22 protein-coding genes are annotated in these 26,770 nt (G+C 71.2%); 13 read left to right on the forward strand and 9 right to left on the reverse strand.

Annotation, left to right across the window (positions count from 1 at the left end; all coding sequences use genetic code 11):
- Positions 1–37 precede the first annotated feature (37 nt).
- From AC07OY_RS12830 to AC07OY_RS12840, 3 genes are read left to right on the forward strand one after another with little or no spacing between them, the layout of a single operon-like run.
- Positions 38–1,837, forward strand: coding sequence for a GMC family oxidoreductase (locus AC07OY_RS12830; RefSeq protein ID WP_495042968.1), 1,800 nt, complete (start codon positions 38–40; stop codon positions 1,835–1,837).
- A gap of 2 nt (positions 1,838–1,839) precedes the next feature.
- Entirely contained in the window at positions 1,840–2,466 is a 627-nt protein-coding gene (locus AC07OY_RS12835) for a gluconate 2-dehydrogenase subunit 3 family protein (RefSeq protein WP_495042969.1), read from the forward strand.
- A 2-nt stretch (positions 2,467–2,468) separates the two neighbouring features.
- Positions 2,469–3,128: a 3-keto-disaccharide hydrolase gene (locus AC07OY_RS12840; protein ID WP_495042970.1), complete on the forward strand. Its 660-nt coding sequence runs from the start codon at positions 2,469–2,471 to the stop codon at positions 3,126–3,128.
- 3 nt (positions 3,129–3,131) lie between these two features.
- Here the strand turns inward: AC07OY_RS12840 and AC07OY_RS12845 are convergent, their stop codons facing one another.
- A complete protein-coding gene (locus AC07OY_RS12845; RefSeq protein WP_495042971.1) occupies positions 3,132–3,734 on the reverse strand; it encodes a GAF domain-containing protein in 603 nt (200 codons plus the stop codon).
- Positions 3,735–3,819: 85 nt separating this feature from the next.
- On the reverse strand, positions 3,820–4,590 hold the full coding sequence (locus AC07OY_RS12850; RefSeq protein WP_495042972.1) for a PEP-CTERM sorting domain-containing protein: 771 nt from the start codon (positions 4,588–4,590) through the stop codon (positions 3,820–3,822).
- Between the two features lie 182 nt (positions 4,591–4,772).
- Between AC07OY_RS12850 and AC07OY_RS12855 the strand changes: the two genes are divergently transcribed.
- A complete protein-coding gene (locus tag AC07OY_RS12855; protein WP_495042973.1) occupies positions 4,773–5,792 on the forward strand; it encodes a hypothetical protein in 1,020 nt (339 codons plus the stop codon).
- A gap of 12 nt (positions 5,793–5,804) precedes the next feature.
- On the opposite strand, the gene AC07OY_RS12860 is transcribed toward AC07OY_RS12855, so the two are convergent.
- The 4 genes from AC07OY_RS12860 to AC07OY_RS12875 all read right to left on the reverse strand — a co-directional run bounded on the left by AC07OY_RS12860 (position 5,805) and on the right by AC07OY_RS12875 (position 10,517).
- Positions 5,805–6,530: a response regulator gene (locus tag AC07OY_RS12860; protein WP_495042974.1), complete on the reverse strand. Its 726-nt coding sequence runs from the start codon at positions 6,528–6,530 to the stop codon at positions 5,805–5,807.
- A gap of 103 nt (positions 6,531–6,633) precedes the next feature.
- The gene (locus AC07OY_RS12865; protein ID WP_495042975.1) at positions 6,634–7,860 is read right to left on the reverse strand and encodes a glycerophosphodiester phosphodiesterase; all 1,227 of its coding nucleotides are present in this window, start codon (positions 7,858–7,860) and stop codon (positions 6,634–6,636) included.
- A gap of 214 nt (positions 7,861–8,074) precedes the next feature.
- Positions 8,075–9,235: a sensor histidine kinase gene (locus AC07OY_RS12870; protein WP_495042976.1), complete on the reverse strand. Its 1,161-nt coding sequence runs from the start codon at positions 9,233–9,235 to the stop codon at positions 8,075–8,077.
- Positions 9,225–10,517: a sigma-54-dependent transcriptional regulator gene (locus AC07OY_RS12875; RefSeq protein ID WP_495042977.1), complete on the reverse strand. Its 1,293-nt coding sequence runs from the start codon at positions 10,515–10,517 to the stop codon at positions 9,225–9,227. Before AC07OY_RS12875 ends, AC07OY_RS12870 begins: the two co-directional genes overlap by 11 nt.
- Before the next feature lie 144 nt (positions 10,518–10,661).
- Between AC07OY_RS12875 and AC07OY_RS12880 the strand changes: the two genes are divergently transcribed.
- From AC07OY_RS12880 to AC07OY_RS12890, 3 genes are read left to right on the forward strand one after another with little or no spacing between them, the layout of a single operon-like run.
- Complete coding sequence (locus AC07OY_RS12880) at positions 10,662–13,136, forward strand: FtsX-like permease family protein (protein WP_495042978.1); 2,475 nt, start codon at positions 10,662–10,664, stop codon at positions 13,134–13,136.
- A 7-nt stretch (positions 13,137–13,143) separates the two neighbouring features.
- Positions 13,144–14,418 (forward strand): efflux RND transporter periplasmic adaptor subunit, encoded by a 1,275-nt coding sequence (locus AC07OY_RS12885; RefSeq protein ID WP_495042979.1) that lies wholly within the window; start codon positions 13,144–13,146, stop codon positions 14,416–14,418.
- Positions 14,419–14,420: 2 nt separating this feature from the next.
- Complete coding sequence (locus AC07OY_RS12890) at positions 14,421–15,104, forward strand: ABC transporter ATP-binding protein (protein ID WP_495042980.1); 684 nt, start codon at positions 14,421–14,423, stop codon at positions 15,102–15,104.
- A gap of 35 nt (positions 15,105–15,139) precedes the next feature.
- Here the strand turns inward: AC07OY_RS12890 and AC07OY_RS12895 are convergent, their stop codons facing one another.
- Positions 15,140–15,583: a hypothetical protein gene (locus AC07OY_RS12895; protein ID WP_495042981.1), complete on the reverse strand. Its 444-nt coding sequence runs from the start codon at positions 15,581–15,583 to the stop codon at positions 15,140–15,142.
- 194 nt (positions 15,584–15,777) lie between these two features.
- Here AC07OY_RS12895 and AC07OY_RS12900 point away from each other — a divergent pair, with 194 nt between their 5' ends.
- A complete protein-coding gene (locus AC07OY_RS12900) occupies positions 15,778–18,849 on the forward strand; it encodes a ligand-binding sensor domain-containing diguanylate cyclase (protein ID WP_495042982.1) in 3,072 nt (1,023 codons plus the stop codon).
- Here the strand turns inward: AC07OY_RS12900 and AC07OY_RS12905 are convergent.
- Complete coding sequence (locus AC07OY_RS12905) at positions 18,836–19,663, reverse strand: alpha/beta hydrolase (protein WP_495042983.1); 828 nt, start codon at positions 19,661–19,663, stop codon at positions 18,836–18,838. The two genes, AC07OY_RS12900 and AC07OY_RS12905, sit on opposite strands and share 14 nt — an antisense overlap.
- Before the next feature lie 23 nt (positions 19,664–19,686).
- Here AC07OY_RS12905 and AC07OY_RS12910 point away from each other — a divergent pair, with 23 nt between their 5' ends.
- From AC07OY_RS12910 to AC07OY_RS12930, 5 genes are all read left to right on the forward strand, one after another.
- Complete coding sequence (locus AC07OY_RS12910; RefSeq protein WP_495042984.1) at positions 19,687–20,988, forward strand: M20/M25/M40 family metallo-hydrolase; 1,302 nt, start codon at positions 19,687–19,689, stop codon at positions 20,986–20,988.
- An 84-nt stretch (positions 20,989–21,072) separates the two neighbouring features.
- A complete protein-coding gene (locus AC07OY_RS12915) occupies positions 21,073–23,904 on the forward strand; it encodes a xanthine dehydrogenase family protein molybdopterin-binding subunit (RefSeq protein ID WP_495042985.1) in 2,832 nt (943 codons plus the stop codon).
- Positions 23,901–24,428, forward strand: a complete 528-nt coding sequence (locus tag AC07OY_RS12920; protein WP_495042986.1) for a (2Fe-2S)-binding protein — start codon at positions 23,901–23,903, stop codon at positions 24,426–24,428. The genes AC07OY_RS12915 and AC07OY_RS12920 overlap by 4 nt, the downstream gene beginning before the upstream one ends.
- Positions 24,425–25,390, forward strand: a complete 966-nt coding sequence (locus AC07OY_RS12925) for a hypothetical protein (protein WP_495042987.1) — start codon at positions 24,425–24,427, stop codon at positions 25,388–25,390. Before AC07OY_RS12920 ends, AC07OY_RS12925 begins: the two co-directional genes overlap by 4 nt.
- A 16-nt stretch (positions 25,391–25,406) precedes the next feature.
- A complete protein-coding gene (locus AC07OY_RS12930) occupies positions 25,407–25,985 on the forward strand; it encodes a cold shock domain-containing protein (protein ID WP_495042988.1) in 579 nt (192 codons plus the stop codon).
- A gap of 4 nt (positions 25,986–25,989) precedes the next feature.
- On the opposite strand, the gene AC07OY_RS12935 is transcribed toward AC07OY_RS12930, so the two are convergent.
- Positions 25,990–26,670, reverse strand: coding sequence for a class I SAM-dependent methyltransferase (locus AC07OY_RS12935; RefSeq protein WP_495042989.1), 681 nt, complete (start codon positions 26,668–26,670; stop codon positions 25,990–25,992).
- Between the last annotated feature and the right edge of the window lie 100 nt (positions 26,671–26,770).

Genomic DNA, 26,770 nt, shown 5'->3' on the forward strand with positions numbered 1-26,770 from the left:
GCACACTGCGCCGGCGTCTCTTACGAGGAGGAACGGCATGGGTTGGGTGACACCGCGCACATTGGCGCGGGAATACGACGTCATCGTCGTCGGCTCGGGTGCGGGCGGGGGCCAGACGGCTTACACGCTGGCCCTCGAAGGGGTGAAGGTGCTGATGCTGGAAGCCGGTCGCCACTACGACTTCCGCACCGAGACGCCGATGTTCCAGACCAGCGCCGACGCCCCGCTGCGCGGCGCCTCCACGCCGGACAAGCCCTTCGGCTTCTACGACGCCACGGTAGACGGCGGCTGGCAGGTGCCCGGCGAGCCCTACACGCAAGCTTCCACTGACCCGCAGCAGCGCTTCGACTGGTGGCGGGCCCGCATGCTGGGCGGCCGCACCAACCACTGGGGCCGCATCTCGCTGCGCAACGGCCCCTACGACTTCAAGCCCCACAGCCGCGACGGCCTGGGCTTCGACTGGCCGATCAGCTACGAAGACGTCGCGCCCTATTACGACAAGGTCGAGATGCTGGTCGGCATCTACGGCAGCGCCCACGGCCTGGAGAACACGCCCGACTCGCCCGAGGGCTGCCTGCTGCCGGCACCGGCCCTGCGCGTCGGCGAGCGCCTCATCCAGAAGCACGCCGCGCCGCTGGGCATCCCGGTCGTTCCCATCCACCGCGCGGTGCTGACGAAGAAGCTCGACGACGCCCGCATCCCCGCCCTGCTGCACCCCGGCAACCCGCGCGCTCAGGCCCTGGTCGCCCAGTCCATGCGCGAGCGCGCCGCCTGCTTCTGGGCCACACCCTGCGGCCGCGGCTGCTCCATCGGTGCCACCTACCAGAGCCCGGCCGTCCACCTGCCGCCCGCGATCGCCAGCGGCAATCTCGACGTGCTCTGCGACGCCATGGTCTACGAGGTGACGACCAAGGACGGCAAGGCCCGCGGCGTGCGCTTCGTCGACCGCAAGAGCGGCAAGCACATCGAGGCCAAGGCCCGCGCCGTCGTGCTGGCGGCCAGCGCCTGCGAGTCGGTGCGCATCCTGCTGAACAGCAAGCCCGGCGGCCTGGCCAACTCCAGCGGCAAGGTCGGCCGCTACATCATGGACACCGTTGGCAGCGACCTGTCCGGCCAGGTGCCCGGCCTCGAGGCCCTGCCACCCCACAACGAGGACGGCGCCGGCGGCGGCCACGCCTATGCGCCCTGGTGGCTCTACGGCCAGCAGGGCCGCGACTGGGAGAAGAAGCTCGGCTTCCCGCGCGGCTATCACATCGAGATCGGCACCGGCCGCCGCATGCCGACCTCGGGAACCGGCGCGGGCCTGGAGTGGCTGACCCAAGGCAGCTATGGCGCGAAGTTCAAGCAGGACGTGCGCCGGCTCTACGGCAGCTTCGTCTACCTGTCGGGCCGCGGCGAGATGATCCCCAACGAGCAGTCCTGGTGCGAGCTGGACCCGACGGTAAAGGACCGCTTCGGCATCCCCGTGCTGCGCTTCCACTGGCAATGGGCCGAGCACGAGACCCGCCAGGCCGCCCATATGCAGAAGACCTTCGCCGACATCATCACCGCCATGGGCGGCCGCGTGGCCGGCGGCGGGCCCGAGCTGGATGGCAAGAAGGCGATTGCGCCGGGCGGCTCCATCATCCACGAGGTGGGCGGCACCCTCATGGGCGCCGATGCGCGCAGTTCGGTCACCAATGGCTGGGGCCAGACCTGGGACGTGCCCAACCTCTTCCTGTCCGATGGCGCACCGTTCGCGTCCAATGCCGACAAGAACCCGACGCTGACCATCATGGCCCTGGCCTGGCGCCAGGCCGACCACATCGTCGACCGACTGCGCAGGAAGGAACTCTGAGCATGGACCGCAGAACCACCCTGCAATGGATGCTGGCCGCCAGCGCGGCCCTCGGCGCCGAGGTGTCCGCCGGCGCGACGCCCGCCAAGCGCTCCGGCGGCAAGGCCGCCAAGGGCTATGGCACCGACCCCAAGCTGACCCCCAGCTATCGCAGCGGCGAGCTGTGGCCGCTGAGCTTCACGGCCGAGCAGGCGCGCACGGCCCAGGCCCTGTGTGGCCTCATCATCCCGGCCGACGACCAATCGCCCAGTGCCGCGCAATTGAAGGTCCATCTCTTCATCGACGAATGGATCAGCGCGCCCTACCCCGATCAGGCCCGGGACAAGCCCGTCATCGTTGACGGCCTGGCCTGGCTGGATGCCGAAAGCCGCTCGCGCTTCCAAAAACCGTTTGCCGAGCTCGACGTTGCCGCGCAGTCTCGGATTGCCGACGACATCTGCTGGGTGCAGAAGGCCAAGCCCGAGCACGCTGCCGCCGCGCGCTTCTTCAAGCGCTTCCGCGACCTGACGGCCGGCGGGTTCTACACGACGCCCGAAGGCAGCAAGGATGTCGGCTTCGTGGGCAATGTGCCCTCCGTCACCTTCGACGGACCACCGTTGAAGGTCCTGCAAATCGTTGGAGTCAGCTGACCATGAAAGCCACCCTGATCGCCGCCAGCCTCGCCGTCGCTGCTACAGCCCAAGCCGCCGACATGAACATCAACACCCTGAGCGCCGAGGAAACCGCGGCCGGCTGGAAGCTTCTGTTCGACGGCAAGAGCCTGGACAACTGGCGCGCCAGCGATGCGCCAGGGAGCTTCAGCGTCAAGGACGGCGCCATCATCGTGCAGGGCCCGCGCTCCCACCTCTTCTACGTCGGCCCCGTGCAGCAGCACGACTTCAGGAACTTCGAGTTCAAGGCCGACGTGATGACCTTTGCCAAGGCGAACTCGGGCGTTTACTTCCACACCCGGTGGCAGGAGGTCGGCTGGCCCAACCTCGGCTATGAGGTGCAGGTCAATAACTCCCACAGCGACCCCAGCCGCACCGGTGGGCTGTGGGGTGTGCAGGACTTCCCCAAGGTCATCGCTCCCGACGGCCAGTGGTTCACGCTGACCGTCCGCGTCGAAGGCAAGCGCGTGACCACCTTTGTCGGTGGCGACAAGACGGCCGACTACACCGAGGAGTCGCCCATCGTGCGCAAGAAGGGCCTGGAGCAGCGCTATCTGGCCAGCGGCACCTTTGCCTTGCAGGGCCACGACCCCGAGAGCACGGTGCACTTCAGGAACATCAAGGTCCGGGTCTTGCCGTGACGCTCAACGCGGCTCGCCAGAGCCCGTGATCTCGGGGAAGGGCGCCGGCTCCGTCGGCTGCCACTCCACCTGGGTCGGCGCAAAGTCCATGCGCGGCTCGACGTCCACCTTGCGTGCCACCAGGCGGGCACATTGGCGCAGGCAGGCCAGGGCGCTCTGCTGCAGGTCGGGCTGGGCCTCGGCGCTGAAGCAGCAGACCGTGCCGTAGACGCGGCCATCGGGCAGCACGACCGGCGTGCTCAGGTGGGCGCCGACGGGGATGCCGGGGTCGAACAGCTCGCCGCGCCTCACCAGCTCGCGGGCGTCCGGCACCAGCTCGGGCATGCGGCCCGAGACCACCTGCTGGCAATAGCTTTCCTCCAGCGGCGCCGCATCGCCGGCATGCAGGCCATGCTGCTCCCCACCGTCGACGAAGCGGAACACCCGCTCGCCATCGACGAACTCCGACACGAAGACCACATCCATCTGCAGCTGCTTGCGCAGCAGCAGCAGCACGTCGGTGATCTGCCGGTCCAGCGCGGCGTCATAGCTGTCGGCCGTGGCGACCAGCAGTTCGGAAATCTTGACGTCCAGCGCCTGCTGGTCCATCGGGTCCAGATACGACATGCGAGCGACTCCGGCATTGAAGTGACGCCATCATCTTCGTGGATCGGCCCGACAGTCGAGTAACCGACGGCGACGGCGGGTGAATTCATGCACGCGCCAGGCGCCGCCGTGCCCAGGGCAGCACGGCCAGGCCGCCCAGCATGAGCGCGTAGCTGGAGGGCTCTGGCACCGCCGAGGTCATGAACTGGCCCGAGGCCGAGGTGACGCTGAGGCCTGCCGGCAGCTCCCAGCCGAAGCGGGCCGTGTGGGAGTAGTCGGCGACGGCGCCGCCCTCGGCAAAAACCGACAGCGAGGCATAGGTGTAGAGCACCAAAGGGCTGCCGTCGGCGGGCATGACGAAGCTGCCGCTGATGCTGCGCGTCTGGTATTTCGCATCCAGGTAGATGGGCTTGCGCCAACCCTCGGCGTTGGTGCCGACGTAGAAGTTGCTGTAGGCCGACGAGCCGCTCCACCATTTGCCGCGCGTCGTCTTGCCGTCCACTGACCAACTCCAGGTGATCTCCTCGCCCGGCTCGTAGTCCCCGCCGGCCTCGATGGTGATCTTGTCCCAGTACCAGGCGTCGGCGCTGGTGCCCCAGTTGCATTCCAGCATGTCGGGCCGGCAGCCCTTGCGCAGCACCGGGTTGTTGCTGGACCAGGCATAGGCATGCAGGGTGCCGTCCACCAGCGAGGCGGAGGAGACGCCCTGCACATTGACCGTGGCGTAGTTGTTGCTGGCGCTGGCGTGCCCGCTGCCGCCCAGGGTCTGGCCGCCGGCATAGGCGCTGGCGCCGGAGAAGCCAGTGGGCTGGCCGCCCGAGGCCAGGGCGCTCAGGGCCGTCGAGCAGGACAGGGCAAGGATCAGGCGCTGTTTCATCGGGCGTTCCGGTGGAGGTTTTGATGGCCGCCAGTGTGTTTTCCGGGCCTGTCGGACGCATCGCCCACGGGGAGCCATTCGAGAGCCATGGCCTTGTCACAAATGCTGGCTCCCCGAGGGCGATGCGCCGAGGGCGCCTGCGGCCGACGATGCCGGCCATCCCCTCAACGCCGGAGCCCGCCATGTCCCCGTCCATCCCAACCACCCTGATGCTCGGGCTTGCCTGCATCGGTGCGCTGCCCCACGCCGCGCTCGCCCAGTCACCCCAGCAGCGCCGCCTGGTGCTGGACATCGAACTGCAGCGCCAGGGGCCGGTGCAGTCCGGCGCAGACCGCGGCGAGCAGACCTTGAGCCAGCGCTGGCAGTTCAGCGCCCTGCTGCAGACCGACGGCACGCCCATCCCCTACAACCCGCTGGACCCCGAGGACCAGCGCCGCCAGGCCGAGGCCGCCCAGTCGGCCCAGCGCATGGCCGCCGCGGCGCCCCTGGCGGCAGCGCCCGACTGGCGTGCCATGCAGGCCAAGGCCCAGGCGCTGCAGGCGCGCTGCGGCAACGACAACGCCTGCCTGATGCGCGAGGCCTCCGCGCTGAGCGCCGCCGCCATGCCGGGCGTCAACCCGGGCAGCCAGGGCCGCATGCAGGCCTATGGCCATGCCGCGGCGGCCTGCGAGCGCCAGCCCGCCGGCAAGGCCCGCGAGGCCTGCCGCGCCGACGCCCGCCGCCAGGCCGGCGGGGGTGCGGATGCGCCGCAGGACAGCGGCCCGGCCACGCCCTATCTGCTCTTCACCGGACCCATGGCCTGCGGCCTGCAATGGAGCGCCAAGCTGGACGAACGCGTGCAGGGCCGCTTCAACGATGTGCAGGGTGTCGTGAACTACACCGAGACCGCGCAGGGCCAGGAGACGCGCCGCGACGACACGCCCTGCCCGACGCTGCAGGCCGTGCTCGACACCCGCACCGGCCGCGTCTGGACCTATGTCGGCCTGGTGCCCCAGGACGTGCAGGGCGTGCAGACCCGCGAGGAAACCAACCGCCGCAAGCAGCGCCACGAGGGCCGCATCGGCCTGCAATGGCGCGAGGCCCAGGTCTGGCTGCAGCAGCATCTGCTGCGGCTCAGCTCAGAGGGGCAAGATCAGGCGAAGCTGCCGGCCGGTGCCGGTCAGGCCGAGATCAGCATGAAGTGGAGCTTTCGGCCGGCTTGAGGCCGCCGGCGGTCAGGCGCTTGGGGGCGCCCGCAGATCGCTGACGCGGCGGCCGCGCTTGCTGGCGGCGCTGCGCAGGTGCACCAGGGACTCCACGCGCTTGAGCAGTTCGCGGTCGTTCCAGGGCTTCTTGAAGATGCCGTAGACGCCTTCGATCTGGCCGACGCGGCCGTGCAGCTCGTCGTGGCCGGTGATGGCGATGACGGGCAGGTCCTCGGTGTTCAGGCTGCCGTGCACATCGGCGATCAGCTCGAAACCGTCCTTGTTGGGCATCTCGAGGTCGGTGATCAGCACGGCGATCTCGGGCTTCTCGTCCAGCTGGGCCATGGCCTCGTTGCCGTCGTTGACCTGGACCACGGTGAAGCCGGCGCCTTCCAGCAGGCGCTTGAGCTTGGTACGCACGACGGCGGAGTCGTCGGCGATCAGCACGGTGGCCGGGCCCTCGGGCACCACGGGCGCGGCCTTGGGGGGCTGCATGGGCGAGGGGGCCGTGACGAAGGCGCTGGCCATGGACGGACCGGCATTGGGGCCGATCGGCAGCGGCGGCAGCACCACCGGCGCGTTGGCGCGCTGATGCCCCTCGGGCGGGCGCGGCGGCGGCGTGTACTCGCGCGGCGGACGGTAGTCGTCACGCTTGAAGGCGGCGATGAGCACGATGATGGCGAGCGGTATTGCGATCAATACCGGCATCAGATAGGCGCCCAGCAACTCCTGCAGCTCGTGAAACATCGACTCCATCCCCGGGGTGTAACAGCGGGCAGCCTAACATCCACCAAAGCGTCACACCATCGAGGAAGCCCGGCATATCTGCACGATATGCGGGCTGTTTGCACCTGTTTACTCAGTCGCGGCTGTTGACGCAGCCGCGGCCGTTGACCAGGCAGCGGGCGTAGCCAGGGTCATTCTTCAGCAGGAACATGGCCCGGGCGGCGAAGGCGGTGTCGGCAAAGTCGGAGAACAGGCCGTCCACGCCCAGCTCGTAGAAGGCCAGGTATTCGTTGATGGCATTGCCCTGGTGGTTGCTGGCCAGGCGCTTCGGTTCGCTGCGGAAGGTGTAGGGGTGGACCACCAGGCCGAGCTTGTGGGCGTTGGCGACGATGTCGCTGGCGGGCAGTAGCTTGCGGTCGCGCTCGTCGACGAGGCCGTCGCCGTTGCTGTCGGCGCAGCCGCCGCCAGCCGCCACGGTCTTGCAGGCGCTGGAGATCAGATAGACCTTCCAGGGGCCGATGCCGTCGGCATAGGTCCTGACCTCGGCGAGGCCGGCCGGCGTCAACAGGTCCTTGAACAGGCCGGCGCGGCCGGACACGACCCAGTCATAGGGCTTGTCATAGGGCTTGGTGAAATCCAGGCTGCCGTCGGCATTGACGTCGTTGGCATCCACCAGCTGCACCAGGCGGACGCTGGACTTGCTGCGCAGGTATTTGAGGTTGGCCGTCTCGAAGGACTGCACGATGACCGGGGCGCCGCGGTGGTTCCAGCCGGCGCGGCTCAGCACGCGCAGCAGGCGGTCCTCCAGGGCCAGGCCGAGCTGCTGGTGGTAGGTCGGGTGCTTGGTCTCGGGATAGATGCCGATGCGCCGGCCTTCCTCGGCCGACTTGCGCTTCACGAAGGCGATGACCTCCTCCAGCGTCGGGATCTCGAACTTGCCGTTGAAGCTGGCGTCGCGGTCGCCCAGCGGCTGGATGGCGCGCAGGGTCTTGATCTCGGCCAGCGTGAAGTCGCTGGCGAAGAAGCCTTCCTCGGCCGCGCCGTCGACGATGGCGACGCGCTTGCGCGAGGCGAACTGCGGCAGCGTCGAAACATTGGTCGTCGCGATCAGGTTGGGTTCGTGGCGGGCGATGAGGTGGCCGTCCTTGGTGGCGACGAGGTCGGGCTCGATGTAGTCGGCGCCCAGGGCGATGGCCAGGGCATAGCCCTCCAGCGTGTGGTCGGGCAGATAGCCGGGCGCGCCGCGGTGGCCGATGACCAGGGGCGCGTTCTCGGCACGGCCGCGGTCGTGGGCGGTGGCACCCAGCGAGGCGAGGGCGAGCAGGCAGAGGCCGGCCCAGCGAAGACTTGTTTTGATCATGGGGTTCTCCAGTCAGGACCGCGCAGGCTAGAAAGCCTCGGTGACAGGGTGGTGACCCGTCACTCCCTAACTCGACCATTGCCTGCGGGCCGAGCGCCGGGCCGCTCCCTAGCCGGCCCGCCTTGGGCGATGTGCTTGCTGGTCGACCCGGCAAGCATCGCCGTCCCCTCGGGGGACCGGCCAAGGTACTCCGTGGACGAGGGGCACCAGGAAGTCAAAAGGTCAACACGAAGCAGGCGCCGCCGCCGGGCCGCTTGGCGTGGCGCACCGTGCCCCCCAGGCCATGCACCAGCTGGCGCACGACAGCCAGGCCGACGCCGCTGCCGCCCTCGCGGGTCGTGAAGAAGGGCGTGAAGATGCGCGACTCCAGCCCCGGCGTGACGCCCGGGCCGTTGTCGGCCACCGTCAGCCGCAGCCGCGCGCCGCGGCTCAGCCGGGCCTCGATGAGCAGCTCCGGAGCCGGCCGCCCGGCGCAGGCCTGCAAGGCGTTCTGCGCCAGGTTGATCAGCACCTGCTCCAGCTGGGCCGTGTCGGTGCGCAGGGCCAGGCTGGCGGGTTCGACGCTGACGGCCACGCACCCGCCCGCCGCTTCCCAGGCCGGGGTGACGAGTCGTTGCACGGCCTGCAGCAGCGGCAGCAGCGGCGTGTCGGCCAGCGTCGGCGCGGGTGGCTGGCTGACGCTGCGGTAGCGCTCGACGAAGGCCTGCAGATGCGAGGCCCGCCGCGCCATCGCCGCCAGGGCGGCCTGCAGTTCCTCGTGCTCGCCGGCTTCCAGCAGGGCCGGCGCGCTGCCGGCCAGCGACGCGATCGGCGTCAGCGAATTCATGATCTCGTGGGTCAGCACCTGCACCAGCTGGCGCCAGGCGGCCAGGGCCTCGGTCTCCAGCTCCGACTCGATGGGGGCCAGGGCGGCGAGGCGCCAGGCCTGGCCCTGCACCGTCAGCGCCGACACCGCCAGCACAGCGCGCTCCTGGCCATGTTCCGTGGGCAGGGTGACGACGCGCCGGCCGGGCTCGGCCTCCAGCAGGGCGAGCAAGGCGGCCGGCTCGACCGACCGGCCCGGCGCGATGAGGCGGCGGGCCGCGGCGTTCAGCGCCAGCGGCGGCGCGCCGGCCACCAGGCGCCACAGCGCGAGCGGGGCATGCTCGAGGGCCGCATCCAGGTCGGGGCGTGGCGCGGGCGGTGGATCGGGCGGCAGGGGCTCGGGCTGGCGGGCCAGCCTTGTCAGCCACGCCCAGCCGAAAGCGGCTGCCATGAGGCCGGCCAAGGCGCAGGCGACGAGTACGCGTGGTGCGTTCAGCCAGGCCACGGCCCCGCCGGCGCTGGCGGCCATCACCAGCGCAGACGCAGCGACGCGAGCACGCTCAAAGCCCATGCTTGTCCAGCTTGCGGTACAGCGCCGCGCGGCTGACGCCCAGCAGTTTGGCGGCCTGGCTGATATTGCCGTCGGCCTGGGCCAGGGCCGCCTGCACGGCCTCGCGCTCGCGCTGGGCCAGGTCCAGGCCGGGTTCAACCGGCGCGGACACGGCAACCTCGGCCAGGCCGAAGTCCGCGAACGTGAAAACCGGCCCGCGCGCCAGCAGCGTCGCGCGCTCGCAGGCCTGGCGCAGCTCGCGCACATTGCCCGGCCAGCGGTAGGTGGTCAGGCGCGCCAGCGCATCCGGTGTCAGCTCGACGGTGCGCTTGGCGAAATGGGCCAGGTAGTGGCGCAGCAGCAGGGCGACGTCGCCCGCGCCGCGCTCGCGCAGTGGCGGCACGCGCAGCACCACCGTGTTGAGGCGGTAGAGCAGGTCGGGCCGGAAGCGCTTGGCATCGAAGAGCTCGGCCTCGGCCACATTGGTGGCGGCCAGCACGCGCACGTCGACGGCCACGGGCCTGTCGCTGCCCAGCGGCGTCACCTCGCGGCGTTCCAGCGCGGCCAGCAGCTTGGCCTGGCTGGCCAGCGGCAGATTGCCGATCTCGTCCAGGAACAGCGTGCCGCCCGCCGCCGCGACGAAGCGCCCGGGCCGCGATTCGCGCGCATCCGTGAAGCTGCCGCGCCGGTGGCCGAAGAGTTCGCTCTCCACCAGGGCCTCGGGCAGGGAGCCCATGTCCACGGCCAGCAGCGGGCCGGCCGAGCGTGGCGAGGCGCGGTGCAGGGCGCGCGCCACCAGCTCCTTGCCGACGCCGTTCTCGCCGAGGATGAGCACGCTGGCTTCGCTGGCGCCCACCTGCGCGATCTGGGCACGCAGCGACTGCATCGCGGCGGACTCACCGAGCAGTTCGCCTGCTGCGGGCGCCGGCGCACGGCGAGCCAGCGCCGCCTGCACGCAGGCCACCAGCCTCTCGTTGGGCCAGGGCTTGGTGATGAAGTCCACCGCGCCACCCTTGAGCGCCTGGACGGCCAGCTCGACCTCGGCATAGGCCGTCATGACGATGACCGCCGGCGCATCGCGGCGCGCGACGACCTCGCGCAGCAGGGCCAGGCCGGCCGCGCCGTCGCTGGCGCCGGGGCTGAAGTTCATGTCCAGCAGCAGCACGTCGGGCGCGATCTCGTCCAGGGCCGCGCCCAGCTCGGCCGGCGCGTGCCGCACGGCCACGGGGCCGAGCCGGCGCAGGGCCAGGCGCGCGGCCAGGGCCACATCGGGGTCGTCGTCGAGGATGAGGATGCCGGCCATGAGAGGGCGCGACTCTAAGCGGCCACGGTCCGCGCCGGCAAGGCGGTGTCCGGAAGCGGACAGTGGGCTTGTCCGCTTCCGGACAGCCGCCAGCGCCTCTCCCCGGGAAACCGGCCTGGCCCGTCTCTTGCACTGAGAGCGTCCATGATGCTTGCCTCCCCCCTCTTCTGGCGCGGCGCCTGGCGCCAGCTGCGTGCCGAGCCCGGCCCGGCCGCCCTCGTCATCCTCGGCCTCGCCCTGGGCCTGGCGCTCACCCTGCTCACGGCGAGCTTCCTGCAGGACGTGCTGCGGCCCGACACCGGCCTGCCCGAGCGCGAGCGCCTGGTCAGCTTCGAGTTCCAGGCGCGCGGCCCCGGCGGCATCCGCACGGAATGGTTCGGCGCGGTGCCCACCGTGCCCCTGGCTGCCGGCCTGCGTGCCAACGGCGCGCCGGTGGCGGAGATGAGCCGGGTGCTGTCCACGCAGCTGTTGGCGCGCGCCAGCGATGCCCAGGGCGTGCAGCGCAGCACGCGGCTGGACATCGGCCTGGTGGACGCCGGCATCCAGACCCTCTTCGGCCTGCGCCCGCTGGCCGGCGACCTGGATGCGGCACTGTCCACACCCGAAGGCGTCGCGCTGAGCGCCCAGGCCGCCGAGAGGCTGTTCGGCACCGTGAACGCGGTGGGTCGCAGCTTCACCATCGCGCTGCCGCCCGACCCCGAGGGCCTGGCCCCCGCGCACCAGTTCACGCTGACGGTCAAGGCCGTGCTGCCCACGCCCAACCCCAACGGCCTGCTGTACTTCGATGCCTTCGGCGGCTTCCACGCGCCGGCGGCCAAGGCCTATCTGGCGCGCTCGGACAGCTGGTACCTGGCCACGGGCCGCCTGTTCGCCCGCCTGCAGCCCGGCGCCCGGCCCGAGCAGCTGACCGCGCTGGCCCAGCAGCTGCTGGATCAGCAACCCATCCCGCCCGGCTTCCCGATGGACTTCCTGAAGGGCGGCGGCAAGGCGGGCTATGTCCGCGCCATGCCGGTGGCCGACTTCGGCCTGCACGGCGCCGGCAGCCCGCAGCGGCGGCTGCAGCTGGGCAGCCTGGCGGCCGCGGCGGCGGGCGTGCTGGCCCTGGCCGTCATCAACTTCGTCAACCTGTGGAGCGTGCGCACGCTGCGCCGCCAGCGCGAGATCGGCCTGCGCAAGTCCCTGGGCGCCGGCGCGGGCCAGCTCGCCCGGCAGTTCTTCGCCGAAGCCGCCGTCGTGGCGGGCCTGGCCGGCCTGCTCGGGCTGCTGCTGGCCTGGTGGGCGACGCCGCTGGCCGAGGTGCTGATGCAGCGCCCCTTCCACGCGCCCGTGCTGGCGCCGGCCATGGTGCTTCTGACGCTGCTGCTGTGCGCTGTGATCGCCGCCTTCAGCGCCCTGCCCCTCACCACCATCGCGCTGCGCGTGCGGCCGGCCGAATCCCTGGCCGGGCGCAGCCACAGCGAAGGCCGTGCCAGCCGCTGGCTGCGCCGCGTCATGACAACGCTGCAGTTCGGTGCCGCCGCCGTTTTCGCAACGCTGGCCTTCACGGTGCTGTGGCAGGCCGAGCACACCGCCGACATCCCGCGCGGCTTCGAGACCCAGGACCGTGTCGCCATCGAGCTGCCCTGGGAGGCCCAGCCGGCCCAGACCCAGGCGCTGCTGGCGCGCATCCGCAGCTGGCCCGAGGTCATCACCACGGCCGCCGCCGAAGACGTGCCGGGCCGCGACTTCGCCAGCTGGTATGGCGAGTTCACCGGCGCCGGCGGCAGGTCGGTCAGCCTGCGCACCGGCGTCGGCTTCACGCCGGGCTATTTCCAGCTCTACGGCATGCGCGTCATCGCCGGCCGCCTGTCGGCCGACCACGTGGCCGAGGTGGCCCGGCTGGGCATCGTGCTGGACCGCAGCGCCGTGCGCGCCCTCGGCTTTGCCAGCCCCGAGGCCGCCGTGGGCCAGCAGATCGGCACCGGGCCCAACATCGACGACGGCAAGCCCGCCACGGTGGTGGCTGTCATCGAGGACATCCGGCTGGAGGGCCCGCGCAGCCCGCCGCAGCCGCATGCCATCCGGCCGGTGATGGAGCGCGGCCAGGGCGTCATCGGCGTGCACAGCCGCGACCCTCAGGCCACGCGGGCCAAGCTCGCGGCCCTGGTCAAGGAACGCTTCCCGGATGCCGACGCCAGCGCCCTGACCATGCGCGACATGCTGCTGCAGAAGGTGGTGGACGACACCCGCCTGGGCCGCGTCGTCGGCATCGCCGGCCTGATGGCCCTGGGCCTGGCGGCCGTGGGCATCTATGCGCTGGCGGCCTACACGCTGCGCAGGCGCGAGCGCGAGATCGTGCTGCGCAAGCTGCACGGCGCCGGCCCGGGCGCGGTGGCCGGCCTGCTGGCGCGCGAGTTTGCCGGTGTGCTGGCGGTGGCCTGCGCCTTCGGCCTGCCGGTGGCGGCCTGGCTGTCGCAGCGCTATCTGGCGGACTTCGTCGAGCGCGCGCCGGTGGGGCCGGCCTCGCTGTGGGTGCTGCTGGCGGCGACTGCGCTGCTCGTCGTGGTGACGGCACTGGCCGTGGCCCGCCACCTTTTCGCGGCGCTGGCATTGCGGCCGCTGCAGGCCTTGAGAGGATGAACGGCCGATGACCGACATGGCGGATCAGCGGCTGATCTCCGGCGCGGACATGGACCGCCGCGTGAAGGCGCCTTCGCGTCGCTGGGCCATAGCGCTTGCCGGCGCGCTGGCCCTCGCCGCGGTCGGCCTGCTGGCGCGCCATTGGCCGAGCGGCGTGCCGGTGGCGCGGGCCGACGTGGAGATTGCCACGTCGCGCATGGGCGACTTCCGCGATGTCGTCGTCGGCCGCGCGGCGGCCCGGCCCCTGCAGTCCGTGCTACTGGACGCGACCGAGGACGGCCGCGTCGAGCAGGTGCTGGTCAAGGACGGCGAGCGCGTCGAGGCCGGCCAGCTGCTGGTCGTGCTGTCGAGCAGCCAGCGCGCCCAGGAGCTGATGGCGCGCTCCAGCGAGGCGGCCCAGCAGCTCGCCAACCTGGCCACCTTCCGCGCCGGCCTGGCCCAGGCCCAGGCGGCCCAGCGCCGCGAGTTGACCCAGGCCGAGTTCGAGCTGGAGCGCGTGCGCCGCCTGCATGAGCGCAACCGCGAGCTGGGCCGCCAGGGCTTTCTGTCGCCCTCCGCGCTGGAGGACTCGGCCGACAAGCTCGCCATGGCCCAGCGCCTCTTCACCCAGCTGCAGGCCGACGGCCGCGAGGAGCTGCGCACGCGGGAGCAGTCGGTCGAGGCCATGCAGCGCGCCGTCACCGACCTGGACCGCCGCCTGGCCGCCATGCGCGCCGCCAGCGAGGGCCTGGCCGTGCGGGCACCGGTGGCCGGGCGGCTGACCGGCCTGACCCTGCAGGTCGGCGAGAGCCTGCGCAACGGCACGCGCATCGCGCGCCTGGACAGCCTGGGCCGCTTCAAGCTGGAGCTGCGCCTGGACGAGTTCCACCTCGGCCGCGTGCGCGAGGGCCTGGCCGCCACGCTGGCCCATGGCGGCCGCGAGCATGCGCTGCAGGTGGTGCGCATCGACCCGCAGGTCAAGGACGGCCGCTTCAGCGTCGAGCTTGGCTTCGATGCCGAGCCGCCGCCGCTGCAGGTCGGCCAGAGCCTGGACGTGCGCCTGACCTTGGGCGACCCGACGCGCGCCCTGTTGCTGCCCGATGGCGGCTTCTACACCGACACCGGCGGCGCCTGGGCTTTCGTGCTGGACGCCGATGGCCGCCACGCCCGGCGCCGCGAACTCAAGCTCGGCCGCCGCGCCGACGGCGTCGTCGAAGTGCTGGGCGGCCTGCAGGCCGGCGAGCAGGCCGTCGTCTCGCCCTACCGTGCCTTTGCTTCGGCCCAAACCCTCCAACTGGATTGACCATGTTCCAACTCAAGCACCTCACCAAGACCTTCCGCAGCGGCGACATCGAGACCACGGCCCTGGACCGCATCGATCTCGACATCGAGGCCGGCGAATACCTCGCCATCACCGGCCCCTCGGGCTGCGGCAAGTCCACGCTGCTGGGCATCCTCGGCCTGCTGGATGCGCCCAGCGGCGGCGAATACTGGTTCGACGGCCACAACGTCGCGGGCTGGGGCGAGAAGCAGCTCAACAGCCTGCGCCGCGGCCGCATCGGCTTCGTGTTCCAGAGCTTCAACCTCATCGACGACCTCAGCGTGGCCGAGAACATCGCGCTGGCGCTGGAATACGGCGAGCTGCCGGCCCGCGCCCGCCGCGAGCGCGTCGCCGAGGTCATGGAACGCCTGGGCCTGAGCCACCGCGCCGGCCACCGGCCCAGCCAGCTGAGCGGCGGCCAGCAGCAGCGCGTGGCCATCGCCCGCGCCATCGCCGCCCGCCCGGCCCTGCTGCTGGCCGACGAACCCACCGGCAACCTCGACAGCGCCCACGGCGCCGAGGTCATGCGCATCCTGCGCGAGCTCAACGCCGAGGGCACGACCCTGGTCATGGTGACCCACTCGCTGGAGCATGCGGCGCAGGCCTCGCGCACGCTGCGGCTGCTGGATGGGCGGGTGGTGGTGGATGCGGTTAGCGCGTTGGCCTAGAGAAAAGCGCTGCGGGGTGAGCGGCAGCTTGGTTCTTAGGAATCGAAACCCAGTCCCCGGGAGACGAACTCCTCGAACTCCATTCGCCAGGCGTTGCGCTCGTACTGGGGGGCCAGCATCACGAATGCTCGGCAGACGCCTTTGCCCTTTTTGCGATAGAGCGCGAACTCCTCGAAACGCAAGGGCTCAACCTCTTTGGCTGACGTTGGATATTTGCTGATCCATTGCCGCTTCTCGGCTTCAAGCTGCTCCAAGCGCTGTTCGCGCGCGCCGAGCAACGCCACGGCGTAGTCAAGCAGTTCGGGGGCTGGCATCGAATGCTGGTCTTGAGCGATGGAAAACTGGAATCCGTTATAGGCGCCTCGCCACTCCGCCTCGTGGGGCACCCAGGCCAGCGTTCCGAGTGCGGGATGCTCAACCACGCTCTGCGGTTGTTCTCGAGCTTTGAAGAGGCGTTGCCAAAACATGTGCGGTGCCATGCTTTCGATGTCGGTCGAGCAGCGTAGCCGAGCATGGCGTCATGCTCGCTGCGAGGAAACCGCCCATTTCCAGGTGATGCGCGGCTTCATGGCCGATCCGCAACGCAGCCTGCGTGACTTGTTCGCCGGCTGGCGGCCCGGCTTTACACCCGGCCTGACAGCGCCGTCAACCGGCGCCTTTAGGATGCCGGCCCATGCACCCCCTAATTCAAGGCCTGCTCGGCCTGCTGCTGCTTGGCGGGGCCGTTGCGGCCCGCGCCGACGCCGGCCTGGGCCCGCTGGAGGTGCAGTTCCGCAGCGTGACGGTGCCGCAGAACTCGGTACCGGCCATCGCCCAGGACCGCGCGGGATTCATGTGGATCGCGACGAACAAGGGCATCACGCGCTACGACGGCTATCGCCTGCGGCCCATCGAGCAGGCCGGTGACACGACGGCTCGGCGCAGCCTGGGCTGGGTGCGGGCGCTCAGCGCCGCGGCCGATGGCCGCATGTGGATAGGCACGGAGTTCCAGGGCCTGGTGGCCTATGACCCCGAGCAGGACCGCGTCGAGAACCATGGCAGCGCCCAGGGCGGCGGCGGCCCGCAGGCCACCATCCGCGCGCTGGCCGCGGCGCAGGACGGCAGCGTCTGGGTCGGCACCCTCGGCCAGGGCCTGTACCGCTACACGCCGGCGGCCAAGCGCTTCGAGGCCCATGAGCTGCGCTGGCGCGGCCAGGCCGAGAAGCGCGTGCTGGCCCTGCAGGTGGGCGCCAACGGTGTCGTCTGGGCCGGCCACTGGCGCGGCCTGGCCCGCTTCGTCAACGGCGCCTGGGAGAACCTCGTGCTGCCCGGCCTGGAGGCCGGCATGCCGGTGCCGGCCCTGGCCGAGGACCGCAGCGGGCGCATCTGGCTGGGCACGCAGGACGGTCATCTGGGTGTCGTCGAGCAGGGCGTGGTGCGCTGGGTGCAGACGCTTGGCATGCCCATCAACGCCATTGCCGAAGCCGCCGACGGCCGGCTCTGGGTCGGCGGCAAGGTGGGCCTGTTCTGGGTCAACCCGGCCAGCGGCGCCGTCGAGGCCCGGCTGCGCCAGGACCCGCGCCGCGTCATGGGCCTGGCCGGCAACGACATCAGCGGCCTGCTGCGCGACCGCAGCGGCGCCATGTGGGTCAGCGGCTACGGCCTGGGCGTGCAGCGCCATCTCTCCCACCCGGCCCTGGCCGTGCGCGGCCCCGACGGCGACCTGAACAGCCCGCTGGCCGAGGCCGATGTGCGCGCCTTGCTGGCGCTGAAGAACGGCGAGGTGCTGGCGCCGACGCAGACCGGCCATATCGCCCGCCTGGACGGCCGCCCGGGGCGAGACCTGGCCACGCTGGGCGAATGGCCGCGCGAGCGCCGCAGCGTCGTCGAGATCATGGCCGAGGCGCCCGACGCCAGCCTGTGGATGGCCGCGGCCGGCCGCCTGGAGCACCGCGCTGCCGACGGCCGCCTGCTGCGCGACTGGCCCCTGGACGGCGGCCGCGCCCAGCAATTGCTGCTGCGCGCCGACGGCAGCATCTGGCTGGGCATGCAGGAAGGCCTCTACCGCCTCGCCGACGCCGGCGCCGCGGCGCTGGAGCGGGTGCATCCCCTCGGCGGGCCCCTGCATGGCGGCATCTATGTGCTGAGCCCGGCGCCGGATGGGCGCCTCTGGGTCGGCGGCCAGCAGGGCCTGTTCCGCGAGAAGACGGCCGGCGAAGGCGGCCTGGAGGTCGTGCCCCAGGCGCCGGACCAGGCCCTGGCCAGCCCCATCGTCATGGGCCTGCTGTGGGGGCGCGATGGGCGGCTGTGGGTGGACACGCCGGTCAGCGGCCTGCACCGTCTCAAGGGCTGGGACGGCGAGGGCCGCGCCCGCTTCGAGCGCATCAGCGAGCGCCACGGCATGGAGGGCGTGTTCGGCGGCAATCTGCACGAGGACGAGCAGGGCCGCATCTGGAGCCAGCTCTATGTCTACGACCCGGCGGCCGACCGCCTGGACAGCTTCGGCAGCGCCGAGGGCGCCAACTTCGGCAGCTTCTGGTTCTTCGCCAGCACCGAGCTGCCCGGCGGCGGCCTGCTGTTCGGCGGCAGCCGCGGCCTGCTGCGCGTGCTGCCCGACGCCTACCGCGCCCAGCGCACCACGCCGCCCCTGGTCATCAGCGGCCTGCGCGTCAACGGCCAGCCCTGGGAGCTGCCGCGCCCGGCCCAGGGCCTGACGCTGCCGCCCGGCAAGCGCAGCCTGTCCATCGAGTTCGCCGCCCTCGACTACGCCGACCCCACGCGGCTGCGCTACGAATTCCGCCTCGAGGGCCTGGACAGCGACTGGACCCGCGTCGACGCCAGCGGCCGCAATCCCAGCTTCGGGCCGCTGAAGCCCGGCCACTACACGCTGCAGGTGCGGGCCACGGCCCACCAGTCGCTGTGGGGCGCCGAGCAGCTGCAGCTGCCCTTCACGCTGGAGCCGGCCTGGTGGGAGACGGACGCCGCGCGCATTGGCGGCGTGCTGGCCGCGCTGCTGGCCATCTGGGCCTGGATGCGCTGGCGCACACGCTCGCTGCGCCTGCGTGAAGCCGAACTGCAGGGCCTGGTGGACGAGCGCACCGCCGAGCTGCGCGAGCTCAGCCTCACCGATGCCCTGACCGGCCTGCGCAACCGCCGCTACCTGGAGCTGCGCCGGGACGACGACCTGCGCCTGTGCCTGCGCCGCTTCGAGACGCCCGACGCCGACGGCCCCGGGCCGGATGCCGACCTGCTGCTGCTGCTGCTGGACCTGGACCACTTCAAGCGCATCAACGACGTGCACGGCCACGCGGCCGGCGACGCGGTGCTGGTGCAGCTGGCCGAGCGCCTGCGCGGCGTCTTCCGCGAGACCGATTCCCTGGTGCGCTGGGGCGGCGAGGAGATCCTGGCCCTGGCCCGCGAGACCGACAGGCGCGATGCCGCCGAGCTGGCCGCCCGCGTCTGCGCCGCGGTGCGCGACCAGCCGTTCGAGATCGGGCCCGGCGAGACCGTGCATGTGACGGTGTCCATCGGCTTCTGTGCCTTCCCGCTGGACCCGCGCCACCCGCGGCTGTGGGACTGGCGCGCCTGCCTGGCCCTGGCCGATTCGGCCCTCTATGCCGCCAAGGCCCAGGGCCGCGACGGCTATGTGGGCGCCATCCGCGCCAACGGCCTGTCGCCGCGCGAGGCGCCGGATGGCCTGCCCGCCTGGCGCGCCGAGAAGCGCCTGCAGACGGCCAGCAGCGCCACCGCCGTCAACCCAGCTTGAAGAGCTGCCTCAGCGCCGACGGCAGCTCCGCCCGCCACGCGGCCTCGTTGTGCTCCGCCTCGTCGGCGATATGCAGGCCGAGCTGCTCGGCCGGCAGCAGGCGCGCCAGCCGCTTGTGCATCTGGCGGGTCTGGCCGGCCATGCGGCCGCCCTCGCGGCCGCCGGCGTAGAGGTGGACTCGGGTGTCCGCCGGCAGCTTGGCCTTGGCGGTGTCGTCGAAGAGCTGGGGCGCGGCCCAGTAGGACGGGCTGAACAGGCCATAACGGCCGAACACCTCGCCATGGCTGAGCATCGCCGAATGGCTGATGAGGCCGCCCAGCGAGCTGCCGATGAGGGCCGTGTGCTGGCGCTCGGGCCGGGTGCGCCAGCCGGCGTCGATGAAGGGCTTGACCGTCTTCGCGATGAAGTCGAGATAGGCCGGGCCTTCGGCCTTGCCCAGGCGCTCATGGTCGTAGGGCGCCATCTCGCTGTTGCGCTTGTCGGCGCCGTTGTCGATGCCGACCACCAGGGCCTCGAAGCCGGTCTCGCGGGCCAGCGCATCCAGGGTCTCGTCCACGCCCCATTCACCGGCAAAGCTGGTGGCCGCGTCGAAGAGGTTCTGGCCGTCGTGCATATAGATGACCGGGTAGCGGCGCAGCGCGTCGTGGTCGTAGCTGGGCGGGCGGTACAGGCGCAGCGTGCGCTGGCGGTTCAGGCCCGGCATGGCCAGGGGCTCGGGCAGGACCTGGACGCTGCTCGAGGCCGTGGACGGCGCAGCCGCCCAGGCGGGCAGGCAGGGCAGCAGAGGCAGGGTCAGCAGCAGGCGGCGTTGCATGGCGGTTGGGTCACACTGAAAGCATGAAGATGATGCACGCTATCCGAACCGCTGTCGCCCTGCTGCTCGTCACGGGGGCGGCCCAGGCCGCCGGCCTGGACACGGCGGAGGCGCAGATCGTTGCCAACGTGAAGCGCCTGACCCCCGACGCGCTGAAGCTGCTGGAGCGCAGCGTCCTCGTCAACAGCGGCACGCTGAACCCGGCCGGCGTGCGCGAGGTGGGCGCCCTCTTCGGTGCCGAGTTCGAGGCCCTGGGCTTCAGCACGCGCTGGGTCGACATGCCGGCCGAGATGCGGCGCGCCGGCCATCTCGTCGCCGAGCGCACCGGCCACCAGGGCAAGCGCGTGCTGCTGATCGGCCATCTGGACACCGTCTTCGAGAAGGACAGCCCCGTGACGCCTTGGGCCAGCGACGGCAAGCGCGTGCGCGGCCAGGGCGTGTCCGACATGAAGGGCGGCGACGTCATCATCCTGCTGGCGCTGCGCGCGCTGAACGAAGCCGGCGCCTTGAAGGGCACCACCGTGAGGGCCGTCTTCACCGGCGACGAGGAGCGCGTCGGCGCGCCGGCCGAGGTGGCGCGCGCCGCGCTGATCGAGGCGGCGAAGCAGAGCGACGTGGCCCTGGCCTTCGAAGGGGCGGCCCGGGACGAGCAGGGCCGCGACACCGCCACCATCGGCCGCCGCGCCTCGGGCACCTGGCGGCTGGACGTGACGGCCCGCACCGGCCACTCCGCCGGCGTCTTCGGCCGCGACGGCCATGGCGCCCTGTATGAGGCGGCCCGCGTGCTGAACAGCTTTCGCGACCAGCTCATGGAGCCCGACCTGACCTTCAACGCCGCCACCCTCGTGGCTGGCACCAGCGCCAAATGGGACGACGCCGAGAGCCAGGGCCAGGCCTTCGGCAAGACCAATGTCATCCCGCGCGACGCCCAGGCGCGCGGCGACCTGCGCTATCTGACCGAGGCCCAGGGCGCCAAGGCCCGCGAGCGCATGCGGGCCATCGTCGAACAGGCCCTGCCGGGCACCAGGTCCAGGATCAGCTTCCACGAGAGCTATCCGCCGATGGCGCCCACGCCCGGCAACCTGAAGGTGCTGGAGGCCTATTCGGCGGCCAGCGCCGATGCCGGCCTGGGCGCCGTCGTCGCCTTCCCGCCGGGCCAGCGCGGCGCCGGCGATGTGCAGTTCGTGGCGCCCTTCGTCGACAGCCTGGACGGCCTCGGCGCCGCGGGCGGCGGCGCGCACACGCCAGACGAGTGGCTGGAGATCGCGTCCATCGAGCGCGGTGCCATCCGCGCGGCCCTACTGATCTATCGGTTGACGCGCTGAGACCGCAACCCAGGCAAAACCCCGCCTGAACGCAGCGGCCCGCAGCGCCAAACTCGCATCCCATCACAGCGATGGGAGACAGGCGTGTCGCAGAACACAAACGGGCCGTTCCAACTGACGCGGCGCCGCGTCATCGGCAGCGGCGCGGCGGCGGTGACGCTGCTGGTGCATGAGCTGGCGCTGGCCCGGCCGGCCGCCCTGAAGAACCCACGCGCGCGGCCCCAGCCCGAGGGCACGCCGGTGCAGCCGCAGACACCGCCGGGCGCGCCCGACTGGTCCGGCGGCCCCGGCAAGGCGCGATTCCGCATCGACGGCCTGGCCAAGGTCACGGGCCAGAAGATCTATGCCCGGGACTTCCGCGCCATCGACATGCCCGGCTGGCCGCAGACCGAGCGCATGGCCATGATCCTGCGCGCCACCGATCCCAACCGTGCCTTCGCCGGCCTGGACCTGCAGCGCCTCAGCGAAGTGGGCGCCGTGCCGCTGCAGACCATCACGCAGACGCCGCTGGCGGGCTATCCCTGGCCGCAGAGCGACCTGGCCTCGCTGAACCTCTCCCTGCCCTTCTCCAGCGCGGGTGCCGACGGCGTCTCCCAGCTGCTGGTGCCCGTCGGCGCGGCGCCTCAGTTCTATGGCCAGCCGGTGGCCATCCTGATCTTTGCCGACGGCAATACCTACCGCCGCGCCAAGCGGGCCCTGCAGTTCCAGCCCGGCGTCGTGCAGACCGGCGGCCTGGCCGCGCCGCCCAAGCAGCCCTGGGTCATGGCCTACAGCCCGGTCAACTACCTGACGCGTTATGAGGCGCCAGGCCTCGAGCCCTTCTCGCAGGTGCAGGTGGGCTATGCCTCCGACCCCTACCAGCCCGACTCGTCCAGCCAGCCCTGCAACAGCCAGGCCCGCCAGCTGCGTGGCCGCATCGACCACGCGCTGCAGGCCCCCAGCCCCAACGTGCTGCAGATCGGCGGCAGCTACAGCACCCAGGTGCTGGACCCGATGTTCATGGAGCCCGAGGCCGGCCTGGCCTGGCTGGACCGCTCCAAAATTGAGAAGGAGGGCGGCACGCTCCACCTCGTGCTCGGCACCCAGGCCACCAATGGCGACTCGGGCGACAGCCTGGACCTGTTCAAGGCCTGCCCCACCGTCAAGGTCGCGACCGTGGTGCTGAACTCCTGCTACCCCGGCGGCGGCTTCGGCGGGCGCGACGTGTCGACCTTCCCGCCGCTGCTGGCCGTCACCGCGGCCCTGGCCGACGGGCCGGTGCGCATCGCCCAGGACCGCTACGAGCAGTTCCAGGGCGGGCTCAAGCAGCTGGCCAGCCACATCACCCAGCGCATCGCGGTGGACGTGAAGACCGGCAAGTTCCTCGCCTTCGGCAGCCAGCAGGTCCTGCCCTCGGGCGGCCAGAACAACTACAGCCAGTTCGTCGCCATGCTGGCCGCCTATTGCGGCCTCAGCGGCTATGACATCAAGCAGGCCTATGTGGACGCCATCGCCCAGCCCAGCACGGGTGTCGTGGCCGGCTCCATGCGCGGCTTCGGCGGGCCCCAGGCCAGCTTCGCGGTCGAAACCCTGGTGGACGAGGTGGCCGTGGCGCTGAAGCGCGACCCCATCGAGCTGCGCCAGATCAATGCCCTGCGCGAGGGCGACCGCACCATCACCGGCGCGCCGCTGCAGCAGCCCATGCGCCTGCACGAGATCTGCCGGCGCTCGCGCGAGCATGCGCTGTGGCGCGACCGCGAGGCCGTCAAGCGCCGCAAGGCCCGCGAGGGCATCCGCTATGGCGTTGGCTTCGCGCTGGCCAACCAGGCCTATGGCACGGGCAAGGACGGCGTGATGGCCGAGGTCGCGATGGACGCCATCGGACGCCTCACCGTGCGCACCAACTGCGTGGACATGGGCAATGGCTCGGCGACGACGCTGGCCCTCTCCACCGCCGGCTGGCTGGGCCACAACGCCCACGACATCGTCATGGGCGATGTCGGCAGCTTCAACGCCCTGGGTGTCAGCACCTACAAGGAAGGCAACTGGAGCGATCCCAACTGGACGGCGGCCTTCGCGATGTCCAGCAGCGCCTGTCTCACCGCCTTCCATCAGGTGCATGTCACCGAGCAGGCCAGCCAGGTGCTGTTCCAGGCCGGCCTGCTGCCGGCGGCGGCGGCGCTCTGGGGTGTGCCGCTGGCCCAGGTCCAGGGCAAGACGGCCTGGGACAAGGGTCATCTGACGGCACCGGGCCTGGCCGCGCTGACGCTGCGGGCGCTGGCCGCCCAGGTGCAGAAGGCGGGGCTGACGTCGGCCGCCATGGTGCATGGCTGCTATGAGGGCTCCTGGGTGGCCGGCAGCTATGCCGTGCCGGTGGGACCGCCGCTGCAGTTGCCCGTCGACGGGCTGTCGCTGCGGGCGGCCGGGCAGTCGGCCTGGACGGTGGTGCTGCGCCAGAACGTCGTCCCGCCCAAGCCTCAGGCGGCGCTCTACGGCCGCAGCCTGTATGCGCCGTCGGGCGTGCTGGTGGCCGTCGAGATCGGCCCCAAGAGCCATGAGCCGCGCGTCGTCGATGTGCAACTGCTGGTGGATGCCGGCAAGGTCATCCAGCCCGACCTGCTGATGGGCCAGGCCCAGGGCGGCATCGCCATGGGCATAGGCTATGCGCTGCTCGAGGACCTGCCGCTGGAAGCCGGCGGCGCGGGCGACGGGCGCTGGAACCTGGACCGCTATCACGTGGCCCTCAGCGCTGACGTGCCACTGGCGCGCATGAGCATCACGCCCCTGCCGACGGACGAGACGACGGGCAAGGGCATTGCGGAGGCGGTCCTGTGTCCGATTGCGCCGGCCATCGGCAACGCCATCGCCCATGCAACAGGCCAGCGCTTCCGCTCCCTGCCCATCACCGCCGCCGATATCGAAAGGGCCTTGGCATGAGCGATCAACTCGTCCCCGTCCAGTTCCACGTCAACGGCCGGCCGGTGAAGGCCGAAGTGCCGAACGACCTGCCCCTGGTCGACTTCCTGCGCGAAGAGCTGGGCCTGTCCGGCACCCGGCTGTGCTGCGGCATCGGCGTCTGCAAGGCCTGCACCGTGGCCGCGCGCCGCGTGCCTTCCAGCCAGGCCCAGCCCATGCTCGCCTGCTCGACACCGGTTGCGTTGCTGCAGGGCCAGAGCATCACGACGGTGGAAGGCACCGGCAGCATGGAGAAACCCAGCGCCGTGCAGCAGGCCTTCCTCGACCACTTCGCCTTCCAGTGCGGCTACTGCACGCCGGGCTTTGTCATGGCGACCGAGATGCTGCTGGGCCGGCTGCGCGTGCAGCCCGTCAAGCGCGACCGGCTTGATGCGGCGATCGAGGACGCCGTCGGCCAGCACATCTGCCGCTGCACCGGCTATGCCCGCTACCACCAGGCCATACGCGCCGTGGTGCTGGCAGAGAAAGGCCTGGTGACCGCATGAGAGCGCTGCTGCTTATCCTTGTGGCGGGCGCCGCCCAGGCCGAGACGCTGTACGAGTACGGCCGCCAGTGTGCCGAGCAGATCAGCGAGATCCCCGCCTTCAGCTGCATGGCCGGCGAGGAGATTCCCATCACCATCGATGGCAAGGCCGTGCCCGCCGACAAGGCGCCGCCGAGTTGCGACCGCCCCTCGCTGCTGCACCAGGCCGATGCGCAAAGCCAATGCGTGCCCGGCAGCCGCGCCCTGGTGCTGCGCGACGACAAGACGGCCCAGATCAGCGCCATCTGCCGCAAGCAGGTGGCGCGTCCGGCGGGCAGCCACTTGTTCGACGAGATCAACGTCATCTCGCACAGCCTCAAGGACGGCAAGACCTGCTGGTTCACGGCCAAGGCCAAGGCGCCGCTGAGCGCGGCCACCGGCATCGACGGCCGCGCCGTGCCCTCGCCCAGCACCTTGAAGCGGCCGGCCGTGCCGGCCGACAGGGTCTGGCAGACGCCCAGGCAGGTCGCCTGGAGCCAGCCCGCCTGCATCAACTGCCACGACAGCGGGCCCTTCATGTATTCGCCCTATATCGCCCAGACGACCCAGCTGCCCGGCGACCCCTTCGGCTTCTACGAGCCCAAGGCGATTGGCGAGGACTTCAAGAAGGCTTGGGCCAAGCTGCATGCCTTCGGCATCACGACGCGCGGCAATGCCTGCACGGCCTGCCACCGCATGGGGAATATGAACTCCTGCCAGGTCGCCATGAAGCAGTCCACCGGCCAGGCGCCACAGGAGGGCGGCGACGAGTGGTCCAAACGCTTCCCGCAATCGCATTGGATGAGCCCCGGCAATCTGCACAGCCAGGCGCAGTGGAACGAGCAGTTCAGCGAGAGTTTGAAGAAGCTGGCGGCTTGCTGCGAGAACCCGAAGGGGGCGGGGTGCCAGGTGGTGGAGTACGGGGCGAAGGCGCCCCGGCGCTGATGCTGGAGCAGACGTCGTGCGGTTCACCGGCATCCTGCGGTCCTGGAACGACGAGCGCGGTTTCGGCTTCATCGCGCCAGCACAGGGAGGTTCCGAGCTGTTCGTGCACGCCAGTGCCTTTGCTCACGACGGCTCGATGCCCGCAGTCGGGGAGACGCTGAGCTTCGAGCGCGGCGTCGGCAAGAACGGCAAGCCCCAGGCCATCAATGTCGTTCGTCTGGCCGTCGGCACCGACCTCAAGCCGTCGCGTAGTCGACCGGCCAGGGTGAGCGGCAAGCCCGGCAAACCGTGGTTGATCTGGATCGTGGCCTTGGCCCTCGCCATCGCTGCGGGCGGCTGGGGCTACCGCAAATACCAGGCGCATGCCCATCGTCGCCATCTCGAGGCCATGCCACCGGTGGCTGCGCCGGCGCCCGAACCCGGCGTTGCGCCCTACGCCGCGTTCCGCTGCGACGGCCGCACGCACTGCTCGCAGATGACGTCGTGTGCCGAGGCCACCTGGTTCATCCATCACTGCCCCGGCACGCAGATGGATGGCAACCGCGACGGGGTGCCGTGCGAACAGCAGTTGTGCACCGGTCTTGGCGCTCGTTAAGCCCTCACCCGCGAGAGAAGCGCATCAACCGCCCTCGATAGTCCGGCCTCCCGGCCTCCGCATTCAGCAGCACCTCGCTGAACTCGAATCCCAAGGCCGCCAACCGCTTGCCAAACGCGGCGCGGTTGCCGCGGTTGGGGTCGACGATGAGCAGCTCGCAGCGCGGCAGCGCATGCTTCTCGATGAAGGCCGCCAGCGCGCCGCCGTCGTCGCGTTCGTAGAGCACATCGCTGCCGATGATGAGGTCGAAGCGCCCCTGCACGCGGGGTGCGCCGCCTTCGGCGATGACGGCGTCCTCGCTCCAGTCGCCATGGCAGTAGCGCATCGGCGAAAGCTCATTGAGCCGCAGGTTCTCGAGCAGGAAGGCACCGGCCAGCGGATGGATGTCGCTGGCCGTGACCTCGGCGCCGCGGCGGTGGCAGACCAGGCTGGCCAGGGCCAGGCCGCAGCCGATCTCCAGGATGCGCTCGCCCTCAGACAGGGGCCGCACCGCCATGGCGGCGGCGAGGTGCAGGCCCGAGGGCCAGACCTGGCCGAACAGCGGCCATTGGGCCGACGAGATGCCCAGGGCCTCGGCGGCGCCGCGGGGGTCGGCGAACTGGTCGTGGTCGAACAGGGAGCGGATCTGCAGGTCCGCCGCGCCATCGATGGCGAGGGTCTGGACCTTGACGTCGTAGCCGGGCATGCGCCCTCCGGGTGAGCTTTGCGTGGATCGCAATGCGACACAAGGAGGTCAGCGCCGCTGATTCACAGCGGCCGGGCGACAGGCCTGCGGGCAAGACGGG

Source organism: Roseateles sp. GW821-FHT09H10, from assembly GCF_059415865.1.